We start from the raw sequence: 12455 nt of genomic DNA, 5'->3' as shown, positions 1-12455 counted from the left end.
TGTCGGCGCCCGGCCGTAGACTGCACTCGTGGCAGGCAGGATCAACGACGACGACGTGCGGACGGTCAGGAACGCGGTTCCGATCGACGCCGTCGTCTCCGAGTACCTGCAGCTCCGTCCCGGCGGCGGGGGCAATCTCAAGGGGCTCTGCCCCTTTCATGATGAGAAGTCCCCTTCCTTCCACGTGAGTCCGGCCAAGGGCCTGTACCACTGCTTCGGCTGCCAGGAAGGCGGGGACACGGTCGACTTCGTCATGAAGGTCGAGCACCTGTCCTTCTCCGAGACGATCGAGCGCCTCGCCGCCCAGGCCGGCATCACCCTGCGGTACGAGGAAGGGGGCTACACCCCCGGCCGCCAGCAGGGCGAGCGCACCCGGCTGCTGGAGGCGCACAAGGTCGCCGCGCAGTACTACGCCGAGCAGCTCGGCTCCGCGGAGGCCGAGATCGGGCGCGGGTTCCTCGCCGACCGCGGCTTCGACCAGGCGGCGGCGGAGCGCTTCGGTGTGGGGTACGCGCCGGCGGGCTGGGACCACCTCACCCGCTTCCTCCGCGGCCGGGGCTTCACCGACAAGGAGCTGACGCTCTCCGGCCTCTCCCAGGACGGCCGCCGCGGGCCCATCGACCGGTTCCGGGGGCGGCTGATGTGGCCGATCCGGGACATCACGGGCGAGGTCGTCGGCTTCGGCGCCCGCCGGCTGCGCGAGGACGACAACGGGCCGAAGTACCTGAACACGCCGGAGACCCCGATCTACCGCAAGTCCCAGGTGCTGTACGGGATCGATCTGGCCAAGCGGGACATCGGCAAGCAGGGCCGGGCGGTCGTCGTCGAGGGCTACACCGACGTGATGGCCTGCCACCTCTCCGGGGTGACCACGGCCATCGCGACGTGCGGCACGGCGTTCGGCGGCGAGCACGTCAAGATCCTGCGCCGGGTGCTGACGGACAACTCCCGCTCCGAGGTGGTCTTCACCTTCGACGGCGACGCGGCGGGGCAGAAGGCGGCGCTGCGCGCGTTCGAGGACGACCAGAAGTTCGCGGCCCGTACGTCGATCGCGGTGAGCCCGGGCGGCATGGACCCCTGTGACCTGCGTCTCGCCAAGGGCGACGAGGCGGTGCGGCAGCTCATCGAGGAGCGCTCGCCGCTGTTCGGCTTCGCGATCCGCTCGTTCGTCACGCAGCACAACCTGGACACGGCGGAGGGCCGTTCGGCGGCGCTGGAGCAGGCGGCGCCGGTGGTGGCGCGGATCAAGGACGTAGCGATCCGGCACGAGTACGCGGTGCAGCTCGCGGGGATGCTGGGGATCCTGGACGAACGGTTCGTGGTGGACCGCGTACGCCAGCTTGCGCGGTACGCGGCGCAGGGCGGCGGTGGCCGGGGCAGGGGCGGCCAGGGCCAGGCGCAGGGCCAGGGCCGCGGCCCCGGGCAGGGGCCCGGCGCGGGCGCGCCGCCCGCGGGGCCGGGAGCCACGACCCGCGCGGCCGGCGCTTCCGGCGGCCCGGCGCTGTACATGCGGACCCCGGCGCTGCACCGCGAGCGCGAGTTGCTGAAGCTGGCGCTCCAGCACCCCAAGCTGGTCGCCCCGGCCTTCGACGCCTACCTCGCCGACGAGTTCACGGCCGCCCCGTACGCGACCGTCCGCGCCGCCATCGAGGCGGCCGGCGGCGTCGCCGCCGCCGACGACAGCGCCGCGTACCTGGCCCGGGTCCGCGACGCCGCGCCGGACGACGGCGTGCGCTCGCTCATCACGGAGCTGGCGGTGGAACCCCCGCGCAGCCGCCGCGACCCGGACGCGATCTACGCGGGCGAACAGCTCGCGGGCGTCCGCCTGGCCGCGGTCGACCGCCGCATCGACGACGTCCGCAGCACGGTCCACCGCCTGGGCGCCCAGGGCCCGCCGGACCAGTTCGAGTCGGCCCAGCGCGAGTTGTGGACACTCCAGCAGTACCGCGAATCCCTCCGCGCCCGCGGCGCGGCCGCGCTCTGACGCGGAGGCGGAGGCTCGGCGCCGGTCAGCCGCCCCCGGCGGCCGCCTCCGGCGGGTTGATGCCGAGATGCTCCATGATGGCCACCTGCCCGGACACCAGTACACCGAGCACCTGGCTGTACTCCAGGAGGGTCTTGCCGTGCGCCTCAAGGACCTTGCCCGAGGGCGCAAGTCTGACCGGAGGACGCATGGTGGTCAAATCACCAGTGTGACCATAGGGTTACGCTGCGCGAGCGGGCGCGCTGCCCCAAGCGTGCACATTCGTCCGTTGCGTAACCGTCCGGTCACGAGCCGGACACAAAATGTGGTCGCACGACCCTACTGCCGGGCGTGTGTCGTACCCCACACTGGGGGCGGTGCCTGAGTCCTCGGAGCGTGGCGGGGTTGTCCAAAACGGGCGACGAGCCGCCAGGGATCCGCTATCCACGATCGGGACGGAAGGCGGCGAGTCCGCCGCTGCCGTTCCGCTGCCCCACGTCCCCGAACCGGCAGTGACCACCCTGGAGGTCGCCCCCGTGCAGACCCAGACCCTCAACACTTCCGTACGGGCCGGGCGCGAGGCTGCGCCCGACGTCCTGACCCTGCCGAACGGGGCTCCGGCGGGGCTCGACGAGCCCGGTGCCGCGCCCGCGCCGCCGCCTCCGGCATCCGCCGTGCGGCCCGATCGGGGCGGGCCCACGTCCGACCTGTTCCGGCAGTATCTGCGCGAGATCGGCCGGATTCCGCTCCTCAGCGCCGCCGAGGAGGTGGAGCTGGCGCGGCGGGTCGAGGCCGGGCTCTTCGCCGAGGAGAAGCTGGCCGCCGAGCCGGACCTGGTCACGCCGCTCGCGCTGGACCTGGACAAGCTCGTCGTGCTGGGCCGGATGGCCAAGCGCCGGCTGATCGAGGCGAACCTGCGGCTCGTCGTCTCCGTCGCCAAGCGGTACGTGGGCCGCGGGCTGACGATGCTCGACCTGGTGCAGGAGGGCAACCTCGGGCTGATCCGCGCGGTGGAGAAGTTCGACTACGCCCGTGGCTACAAGTTCTCCACGTACGCGACCTGGTGGATCCGCCAGGCCATGTCCCGCGCCCTCGCCGACCAGGCCCGGACGATCCGCGTCCCGGTGCACGTCGTCGAGCTCATCAACCGGGTCGTGCGGGTCCAGCGCCGCATGCTCCAGGAGCGCGGCTACGAGCCGACGCCCGAGGAGGTCGGCGCCCATCTCGGGCTGCCCGAGGAGCGGGTGAGCGAGGTGCTGCGGCTGGCGCAGGAGCCCGTGTCGCTGCACGCGCCGGTCGGCGAGGAGGAGGACGTCGCGCTCGGCGACCTCATCGAGGACGGCGACGCCGCCTCGCCCGTGGAGTCGGCGGCGTTCCTGCTGCTGCGCGAGCACCTGGAGGCGGTGCTGTCCACGCTCGGCGAACGGGAGCGCAAGGTCGTCCAGTTGCGGTACGGGCTGATCGACGGCCGGCCGCGGACGCTGGAGGAGATAGGCCGCATCTTCGGGGTGACCCGCGAGCGGATCCGGCAGATCGAGTCCAAGACCCTCAACAAGCTGCGCGATCACGCCTTCGCCGACCAGCTCCGCGGCTACCTGGACTGATCCGCGGTACGGCACCGGCACGGGCTCCGGCCGTGAGGCGCCGGAGCCCGCTTCCGCATGGGTGGAACCGGTCCGGCCGAGCGGGCGCGTGGGGCCTGCGAAGGACCCCCGCCCGGCCGGACCGGGGTCGGGGGAACGCCTGGGTGAAGTTAGCATCGCCGGGGCGGTGTTGAAAGACTTTGCAAGCGTCTTTCCCACGGGTTGACCGTGCTCTGTTCCGCCCCCTACCGTCATCCGGGAACGCGGATCCGGATCGTTCTGCAAAATCTTGCGATCCTCGGTTCCGCAGACCGATGTGGCTGTGGCGCGTCAGCTCTCCGAGACCAGGAGGGTACACATGGCTCAATCGGTACGGAGGCGGCTGCGCGGCTCGCGCCTGCTGCCCGGGACGGCGCTCGCCGCTCTCGTGCTCGGGCTGCTGCCCGCCGCCACGGCGCACGCGAGCACCGAGGCGGTGGCGAGGGACACGGCCGCGGGGAACGACGTGATCGCCAACCTGTGGTCGTGGAACTGGAAGTCGGTCGCCGCCGAGTGCACCGACGTCCTCGGGCCCGCCGGCTACGGCGCCGTGTGGGTGGCGCCGCCCGCGGAGTCGCTGTCCCACCCCCGGCACCACTGGTGGGACGTCTACCAGCCGTACAGCTACGGCCTGAGCGGCCGCTTCGGCACCGAGGCCGACTTCACCGCCATGACCGCCGCCTGCAACGGCGCGGGCGTCGCGGTCTACACCGACGTCGTCGTCAACCACACCGCCGCGCAGACCGGCACCGGCTACGCCGGCACCGCGCTCGGCGACAAGTACGCGCCGCCCATGTACTCCCGGGCGGACTACAACGTCGACGTCTGCAACCGCGAGATCAGCGACTGGGACGACAAGTGGGAGGTCCAGAACTGCGAACTGCTCGGCCTGCCGGACCTGAAGACCGGCAGCGACTCCGTCCGCGACAAGATCGCCGGATATCTGAACTCCCAGATCGCGCGGGGCGTCTCCGGCTTCCGCGTGGACGCCGCCAAGCACATCCCCGCCGCCGACCTGGAGGCGATCGCCGGCCGGCTGGACGACACCGCGGACGGCTCGCGGCCGTTCGTCTTCCACGAGGTCTTCCCCGGAAGCACCCCCGCGCCGGACGAGTACTACGGCAGCGGCCGGGTGCTGGACTTCGCCTTCGGTGACCGGGTGAAGGCCGCGTTCCAGAGCGACATCGCGCAACTGGAGAACCTCGGCCCCGGTCAGGGGCTGCTGCCCGCGGGGAACTCGGTGTCGTTCGTCACCAACCACGACACCGAGCGCAACGGCCGCCATCTGACGTACAAGGACGGCGACACCGCCGTGCTGGCCAACGTCTTCCAGCTCGGCTGGACGGAGGCGCCGCCCACCGTCTACGCGGGCTTCGCGTTCGCCGGCAACGACGACTCGCCGCCCGCCGGCGCGGACGGCTTCGTCACCGGCACCGACTGCGCCGCCGGCTGGTACTGCCTCGACCGCGACCCGCGGATCACGGGGATGGTCGGCTGGCGGAACGCGGCCGGGGACGCGGAGGTCACCGACTGGCAGTCGCCGCGCGGCAACGTCGTCGGCTTCGGCCGCGGGGACCGCGGGTTCGCCGCGCTCAACAACACGGGAGAGCCGGTGACCCAGGAGTTCGGCACGGCGGTCCCGGACGGCGTGTACTGCAACGTGCTCGACGACTGCGCCGGCAAGGTCACCGTCGCCGGCGGCAGGGTCACGCTCGACCTGCCGGCCAGGGGCGCGGTGGCCTTCCACCCGTAGGAGCGGCCGAGGGGGTCTGGGGGCTCCGTCTCCAGACCCTCTTCGGACGCCGGGGCCGTCGAGCCGTGCCTGACCGGCCGGCCCAGGCAGGGGGGTCTGGGGGCAGCGCCCCCAGGATCCTTTCGGCACCCGGCCCCCGGCGGAGCCGCTTACGCGGGCGCCGAGGCCGTCGAGCCGCGGACCACCAGCTCCGGGTGGAAGACGAACTCGCTGTGCGGGGCCGGGGTGCCGCCGATCTCCTCCAGCAGGGCCCGGACCGCGGCCTGGCCCATCGCCGTCACCGGCTGGCGGACCGTCGTCAGCGGCGGGTCGGTGAAGGCGATCAGCGGGGAGTCGTCGTAGCCGACGACCGACACCTGCCGGGGCACCGCGAGCCCGCGCTGCCGGGCCGCGCGGATCGCGCCCAGCGCCATCATGTCGCTCGCGCACACGATCGCCGTGCAGCCGCGGTCGAGCAGCGCCGCCGCCGCGGCCTGCCCGCCCTCCAGCGAGTACAGCGAGTGCTCGATGTCCGCCCGCGCGTCCGCCTCCGGCACGGACAGCACCTCGCGCATCGAGTCGAGGAACCCCTCGACCTTCCGCTGTACGGGCACGAAGCGGCCGGGCCCGAGCGCGAGCCCGATGCGGCGGTGGCCCAGGGAGGCGAGGTGGGTCACCGACAGCCGCATCGCGTCCCGGTCGTCGGGGGAGATGAACGTGCCCTGGAACTTCTCCGAGTAGCCGTTGATCATCACGAACGGCACGCCCTTGCCGCGCAGTCGCGTGTAGCGCTCCATGTCGGCGGTGGTGTCGGCGTGCAGCCCGGAGACGAAGACGATGCCGTCCACGCCGCGCTCCACCAGCATCTCGGTCAGCTCGTCCTCCGTCGAGCCCCCCGGGGTCTGCGCGGCCAGCACCGGGGTGTAGCCCTGCCGGGTCAGCGCCTGGCCGATGACCTGGGCGAAGCCGGGGAAGATCGGGTTGTCCAGCTCCGGGATGAGGAGCCCGATCAGGCCCGCGCTGCGCCGGCGCAGCTTCACCGGCCGCTCGTAGCCGAGCACGTCGAGCGCGGCCAGCACGGCCTGCCGGGTGGTGTCCGCCACGCCCGGCCTGCCGTTCAGCACCCGGCTGACCGTCGCCTCGCTCACCCCGGCCTGGGCCGCGATGTCGGCGAGCCGCGCGGTCGCGGGACCTGACTGTTCCTGGCGCACGTCGTGCCTCCCTTGTTCTCGCTGAGACCGTAACTCCTTGCAGAAATTACTTGCAAGGTCTTTCGGTCGCATGTCAATCCTGTTAGCTTCCTCGGCGTCCGGCGCCGCGCTGTGCGGGCGCGGTTCCCTGCCTGAAGGAGAGTTCACTATGCGACGTGGCATAGCCGCCACCGCCCTGGCCGCATCACTTGCGCTGGTGGCGACGGCCTGCGGTGACGACGGCGGCGACGGCGGGAGCGCCGGCGGCCAGGTGACGATCACCTGGTGGGACACCTCCAATGCCACCAACGAGGCCCCGACGTACAAGGCGTTGATCAAGGAGTTCGAGAAGGCGCACCCGGACATCAAGGTCGAGTACGTCAACGTCCCCTTCGACCAGGCGCAGAACAAGTTCACCACCGCCGCCGGCACCAAGGGAGCCCCCGACGTCATCCGCACCGAGGTCGGCTGGACCGCCTCCTGGGCCAAGTCGCAGTTCCTCGCCCCGCTCGACGGCACCGCCGCACTCGAGAAGCAGGACGACTTCACGCCGTCGCTGCTGAAGCAGGCGCAGTACGAGGGCACGACCTACGGCGCCCCGATCGTCACCGACACGCTCGCGCTGATGTGGAACAAGGACCTGCTGAAGAAGGCCGGCCACGACGCGCCGCCCGCCGACTGGGACCAGCTCATGGACGTCGCCGCCGACGTGGAGAAGAAGACCGGCGCCGACGGCTTCTGGCTCCACAAGGACCCGTACTACACGCTGCCGTTCCTCTTCGGCGAGGGCACCGACATGGTCGACGCCGAGGCGCAGAAGATCACCGTCAACTCGCCCGGGGCCGTCACCGGCGTGGAGAAGGCCAAGGAGATCGTCGACGCACCGGGCACCGCCGACCTCGACGTCACCGCCGACGCCTACGCCCACATGCAGGACGCCTTCGTCAACGGCAAGGTCGCCATGATCATCCAGGGGCCGTGGGAGCTGACGAACGTCTTCGCCGGGCCCGCCTTCAAGGACAAGGCCGACCTCGGCATCGCCCCCGTCCCGGCCGGCTCCACCGGCAAGGCCGGCGCCCCCACCGGCGGACACAACCTCTCCGTCTACAACGGCTCCGACGAGGCGCACAAGGAAGCCGCGATCGAGTTCACCGGCTGGATGACCTCCGCGGACACCCAGGCGAAGATCGCGCTGAAGAACGGCACCCTGCCCACCCGCGCCTCGGCCTACACCGCCGAGGTCAAGGCCGCCCCCGGCGTCGCCGACTACCAGCAGGTGCTCGCCGACACCGCTCAGCCGCGCCCCGCGCTGCCCGAGTACAGCACCCTGCTCGGCGACGACTTCGCGCAGAACCTCGCCGCCGTCCTCAAGGGCGACACCGGCGTCAAGGCCGGACTCGACGCCACCGCCGAGAAGTTCGGCGAGCTGGTCCCCGACTTCTCGTAGCGCGGCAGCGGTCCTGAAGGGCACCGAATGATCAGCAGCCTGAAGCAGTCGTACAGCCGCCACTGGTACGCCTACGCCATGGTGGCCCCGGTCGTCGCCGTCCTCGGCGTGCTCGTGGCCTACCCGCTGGGCCGCGGCGTCTACCTGTCGCTCACCGACGCCACGAGCGACAACGTCGGCCGCACCATCGGGGTCAACGAGATCCCGGACAGCTTCTCCTTCGTCGGCTTCGACCACTACGTCGAGATCCTCACCGGCAGCGCCGCCGACACCTTCTGGAAGCAGTTCGCCTGGACCCTCTTCTGGACCGCCGCCTGCGTCGCCCTCCACTACGGCATCGGACTGGGCCTCGCCGTCCTGCTCAACCGCAGGATGCGCGGGCGCACCCTCTACCGGCTCGCGCTGATCCTGCCGTGGGCGGTGCCGACGTTCGTCACCGTCTTCTCCTGGCGGATGATCCTCGCCGACGGAGGCGTGCTGAACTCCGTGTTCGCCTCCGTCGGCATGCCGGAACCGGCCTGGCTCAGCGAGCCGTTCTGGCAGCGGACGGCGGCGATCGTCGTCAACACCTGGTGCGGCGTGCCGTTCATGATGGTCTCGCTCCTCGGCGGGCTCCAGTCGATCCCGAACGAGCTGTACGAGGCCGCCGAGACGGACGGCGCCACGCCCTGGCAGCGCTTCCGCTACGTGACGCTGCCCGGACTGCGCGCCGTCAGCAGCACGGTGATCATGCTGGGCGTCATCTGGACGTTCAACCAGTTCATCGTCATCTTCCTGCTCTTCGGCTCCACCGCGCCCGACACCGAGATCCTGGTCACCTGGGCCTACCGGCTCGGCTTCGGCCAGACGCCCCGGGACTATGCGGGCTCCGCCGCGTACGGCGTGATCATCCTGTCCATGCTCGTCGTGCTGGTGTCGGTCTACCGGCGCTGGCTGAACCGCAACGAGGAGGCGGCCGTCCGATGAGCCAAGCAACCACCTCCCGCCCGGCCCGCTCCGCCGCCTCGCGTCCTGCCCGCCCTGCCGCCGCCCGCCCGCGCCGGCGCGGCGAGCGCAGCACGGCCGCCTCCGTCGCGCTGCACGGCACGCTGCTCCTGGCGAGCTTCGTGGCGCTCTTCCCGGTCGCCTGGCTCGCGTGGATCTCGCTCGGCCCCGACAAGACCGACTTCCTGCACGCCGGCGAGATAGCCGGGAAGGTCAGCCTGTCGAACTACACCACCGTGCTGTCCGACACCGACTTCCTGCACTGGGTCGGCAACTCGCTGATCGTCAGCCTCGGCACGTGCGTGATCGGCGTCTTCGTCTCCGCCAGCGCCGCGTACGCCGTCTCGCGCATGCGCTTCCCCGGCCACCGGCAGCTCATGTGGACCTTCCTGGTCACGCAGATGTTCCCGTTCGCGATCCTCATCGTGCCGCTGTACAACATCCTCGCCGGGCTCGACCTGCTGGACACGTACTGGGCGCTGATCGCGGTCAACCTCACCCAGGCCGTGCCGTACTGCGCCTGGCTGCTCAAGGGCTACTTCGACACCATCCCGCACGAGATCGACGAGGCGGGCCGCGTCGACGGGCTCACGCCCTTCGGCACCTTCTGGCGGCTGGTGCTGCCGCTCGCCCGGCCCGGCATGGCGGTCGCGGCGTTCTACACCTTCATCACCGCGTGGGCGGAGTTCGCCTTCGCCTCGGTATTCCTCCTCAGCTCCGACAAGTACACGCTGCCGATCGGCCTGGCGACCTTCGTCAGCGAGCACGACCAGCAGTGGAACCTGATGGCCGCCACCGGCGTGCTCATCGGGCTCCCGGCGGCGGCGTTCTTCTACCTCGTCCAGCGCCACCTGGTGACCGGTCTGACGGCCGGCGCCGCCAAGTCGTAAGCGCTCCGCCCCCTCCGCCCCTCCGCTCAGACCCCTCCGCACAGCCCCTCCTCCCGCAAGCCACTGGACGCGGCCCGCACGCCGCCCGCCCACCGACGACCCGGGGAAGACATGACCCAGCACCTGGCCGCCCGTACGGCCACCGACTCCGCCGCCGACCTCGACTGGTGGCGCGACGCCGTGATCTACCAGGTCTACCCGCGCAGCTTCGCCGACGGCGACGGCGACGGCACCGGCGACCTGCCCGGCATCCGCGCCCGGCTGCCGTACCTCGCGAAGCTCGGCGTCGACGCGGTGTGGCTCAGCCCGTTCTACGCCTCCCCGCAGGCGGACGGCGGCTACGACGTCGCCGACTACCGCGCCATCGACCCCGTCTACGGCACCCTCCACGACGCCGACGCCCTCATCCGCGACGCCCACGAACTGGGCCTGCGGATCATCGTGGACGTCGTGCCCAACCACTCCTCCGACCGCCACGAGTGGTTCCGCCGCGCCCTGAGCGAGGGCCCCGGATCCCCGCTGCGCGCCCGCTACCACTTCCGCCCCGGCAAGGGCGCGAACGGCGAACTGCCGCCCAACGACTGGGAGTCCATCTTCGGCGGCCCCGCCTGGACCCGGGTCCCGGACGGCGAGTGGTACCTGCACCTCTTCGCCCCCGAGCAGCCCGACTTCGACTGGGAGCACCCGGCGGTCGCCGACGAGTTCCGCTCCATCCTGCGCTTCTGGCTCGACATGGGCGTCGACGGCTTCCGCGTCGACGTCGCCCACGGCCTGGTCAAGGCCGCCGGGCTGCCCGACGTCGGCGGAACGGGACAGCTCGGGCTCCTCGGCAACGCCGCCATGCCGTTCTTCGACCAGGACGGCGTGCACGACATCTACCGGAGCTGGCGGCGCGTCCTGGAGGAGTACCCCGGCCGGCGCATCGCCGTGGCCGAGGCGTGGACGCCGACCGTCGAGCGCACGGCCAACTACGTCCGCCCCGACGAGCTGCACCAGGCGTTCAACTTCCAGTACCTCGGCACCTACTGGGACGCCGCCGAGCTGCGCCCCGTCATCGACGCCTCGCTGGCCGCCATGCGCCCCGTCGGCGCGCCCGCGACCTGGGTGCTGTCCAACCACGACGTCACCCGGCACACCACCCGCTTCGCCAACCCGGCCGGCCTGGGCACCCAGTTGCGCTCCGCCGGCGACCCCGTCCGCGGCCTGCGCCGCGCCCGCGCCGCGACGCTGCTGATGCTCGCGCTGCCCGGCTCCGCGTACCTCTACCAGGGCGAGGAGCTGGGCCTGCCGGACGTCACCGACCTGCCCGACGAGGTGCGGCAGGACCCGGCGTTCGCGCGCGGGGCGGGGCAGGACGGGTTCCGCGACGGATGCCGGGTGCCGATCCCGTGGACGGTGACGGGGAGTTCGTACGGCTTCGGGGACGGCGGTAGCTGGCTGCCCCAGCCGGCCGGGTGGGGCGAGCTGAGCGTCGAGGCGCAGACCGGCACGCCGGGCTCGACGCTGGAGCTGTACCGCACGGCACTGGCGGTACGCCGGGCGCACCCCGCGCTGGGCGCGGGGGACGCGGTGGAGTGGCTGCCGGCACCGGACGGGGTGCTGCTCTTCCGGCGCACGTCGGGGGACGCGGCGTTCGTCTGCGCGGCGAACACCACGGGCGCGCCGGTGCGGGTCACGGTCCCGGCGGGGCGGCTGCTGCTGGCGAGCGCGGAGCAGGCCGGCGGCGAGCCGGGCGGCCCGGGCGGCGGCGAGGTGGAGCTGCCGGCGGACACCACGGTGTGGTGGTCGGCCGGGGAGTCCTGAGCGGTACGGACCGGGGGAGCACCCGGTGCGTACGGAGCGGGGGAACGCCCGTGCCGTACGCACCGGGTGCACGCCCCTTCGGGTGGCGGGTTCCTCCCGTCCGCCGCGCCCCGGCCCGCCGGTTGCCGATAGCCTCGGTGAGCTGGACTGGGGCGAGTGCGGAGGCAGTTGATGCCGGGTCGGGAGACGGGGAGGCCGGGTGCCGGGGGCGGCCGGGGGAGACGCCGCGACCTGCGGAGCCGCCCCTTCCCGGGCGCAGCGCTCGAACAGGCGGGCGGGCAGGCCGAGATCCTGCGGGAACTGCGCACCTGGGCCGAGCACGAGGCCGAGGACGCCATCGAGTGGTATCTCGACGACAAGCGCCTCAAGCGCCGCGGCTCCCGCGTCATCAGCGCGCTGACGATCCTCCTCGCCGTCGCCGGCACCCTGATCCCGCTGGCGAGCGTCATCTCGGGCGGCCCGCCGCAGGGCTGGGGCTACGTCCTGCTGGCGCTGGCGGCGGGCTGCAAGGGCTTCGACCACTTCTTCGGCCTGTCGTCCGGCTGGATGCGCGACATCACCGCGGCGCAGGCGCTGCGCGCGGAGCTGAACGACTTCCGGATGGCCTGGGCGGCCGAAGGGCTCCGCGCGGCGGACGGGGCCGCATCGGGTGACACCCTCGACCCGGCGGCGCTGGAACGCCGGCTCGCGCTGCTGACGTCGCTGGTGGAGGCCGTACGGCGGCAGGTGGAGTCGGAGACGGCGGAGTGGCTGAACGAGTTCCGCGCGACGGCCCAGCAGTTGCAGGACAACGCGGGACTGCCGCCGGGCGAGCGGGGGTGAGG

At 72.3% G+C, this 12455-nt stretch carries 10 protein-coding genes; 8 read left to right on the top strand and 2 right to left on the bottom strand.

Translation table 11 applies throughout. The features are described from left to right. The first annotated feature begins 28 nt into the window (after positions 1-28). A complete protein-coding gene (dnaG, locus tag DMB38_RS08940; protein ID WP_125934722.1) occupies positions 29-1984 on the top strand; it encodes a DNA primase in 1956 nt (651 codons plus the stop codon). Between the two features lie 25 nt (positions 1985-2009). Here dnaG and DMB38_RS36060 read toward each other — a convergent pair whose 3' ends face one another. After that, positions 2010-2183 (bottom strand): hypothetical protein, encoded by a 174-nt coding sequence (locus DMB38_RS36060; protein WP_164715946.1) that lies wholly within the window; start codon positions 2181-2183, stop codon positions 2010-2012. A gap of 292 nt (positions 2184-2475) precedes the next feature. Between DMB38_RS36060 and DMB38_RS08935 the strand changes: the two genes are divergently transcribed. Together DMB38_RS08935 and DMB38_RS08930 are read left to right on the top strand one after the other, a co-directional pair. Then, positions 2476-3567 carry an RNA polymerase sigma factor gene (locus DMB38_RS08935; RefSeq protein WP_125934721.1) on the top strand — a complete coding sequence of 364 codons (1092 nt, stop codon included), beginning with the start codon at positions 2476-2478 and terminating at the stop codon, positions 3565-3567. A gap of 337 nt (positions 3568-3904) precedes the next feature. After that, entirely contained in the window at positions 3905-5338 is a 1434-nt protein-coding gene (locus DMB38_RS08930) for an alpha-amylase family protein (protein ID WP_125934720.1), read from the top strand. A 149-nt stretch (positions 5339-5487) separates the two neighbouring features. Here the strand turns inward: DMB38_RS08930 and DMB38_RS08925 are convergent, their stop codons facing one another. Beyond that, the gene (locus tag DMB38_RS08925) at positions 5488-6528 is read right to left on the bottom strand and encodes a LacI family DNA-binding transcriptional regulator (RefSeq protein ID WP_125934719.1); all 1041 of its coding nucleotides are present in this window, start codon (positions 6526-6528) and stop codon (positions 5488-5490) included. Positions 6529-6676: 148 nt separating this feature from the next. Here DMB38_RS08925 and DMB38_RS08920 point away from each other — a divergent pair, with 148 nt between their 5' ends. The 5 genes from DMB38_RS08920 (at position 6677) to DMB38_RS08900 (ending at position 12453) form a co-directional block, all read left to right on the top strand. After that, a complete protein-coding gene (locus DMB38_RS08920) occupies positions 6677-7954 on the top strand; it encodes an extracellular solute-binding protein (protein WP_125934718.1) in 1278 nt (425 codons plus the stop codon). Between the two features lie 27 nt (positions 7955-7981). Continuing rightward, positions 7982-8920: a sugar ABC transporter permease gene (locus DMB38_RS08915; protein ID WP_125934717.1), complete on the top strand. Its 939-nt coding sequence runs from the start codon at positions 7982-7984 to the stop codon at positions 8918-8920. Beyond that, positions 8917-9828, top strand: coding sequence for a carbohydrate ABC transporter permease (locus tag DMB38_RS08910; protein ID WP_125934716.1), 912 nt, complete (start codon positions 8917-8919; stop codon positions 9826-9828). Before DMB38_RS08915 ends, DMB38_RS08910 begins: the two co-directional genes overlap by 4 nt. A 111-nt stretch (positions 9829-9939) precedes the next feature. Then, a complete protein-coding gene (locus tag DMB38_RS08905) occupies positions 9940-11631 on the top strand; it encodes a glycoside hydrolase family 13 protein (RefSeq protein WP_125934715.1) in 1692 nt (563 codons plus the stop codon). A gap of 171 nt (positions 11632-11802) precedes the next feature. Beyond that, on the top strand, positions 11803-12453 hold the full coding sequence (locus DMB38_RS08900; RefSeq protein WP_125934714.1) for an SLATT domain-containing protein: 651 nt from the start codon (positions 11803-11805) through the stop codon (positions 12451-12453). Positions 12454-12455: the final 2 nt, after the last annotated feature.

The sequence above is a fragment of the Streptomyces sp. WAC 06738 genome (assembly GCF_003945505.1).
Taxonomy (GTDB): Bacteria; Actinomycetota; Actinomycetes; order Streptomycetales; family Streptomycetaceae; genus Streptomyces.
Note: the sequence above shows the minus strand (reverse complement) of the source record. Positions and strands in the feature narration are given on the sequence as shown.

Coding starts and splice junctions, on each gene's coding strand:
- DMB38_RS08905 (WP_125934715.1), top strand. CDS start 9,940: ATGACCCAGCACCTGGCCGCCCGTACGGCCACCGACTCCGCCGCCGAC.
- DMB38_RS08900 (WP_125934714.1), top strand. CDS start 11,803: ATGCCGGGTCGGGAGACGGGGAGGCCGGGTGCCGGGGGCGGCCGGGGG.
- DMB38_RS08910 (WP_125934716.1), top strand. CDS start 8,917: ATGAGCCAAGCAACCACCTCCCGCCCGGCCCGCTCCGCCGCCTCGCGT.
- DMB38_RS08930 (WP_125934720.1), top strand. CDS start 3,905: ATGGCTCAATCGGTACGGAGGCGGCTGCGCGGCTCGCGCCTGCTGCCC.
- DMB38_RS08920 (WP_125934718.1), top strand. CDS start 6,677: ATGCGACGTGGCATAGCCGCCACCGCCCTGGCCGCATCACTTGCGCTG.
- DMB38_RS08915 (WP_125934717.1), top strand. CDS start 7,982: ATGATCAGCAGCCTGAAGCAGTCGTACAGCCGCCACTGGTACGCCTAC.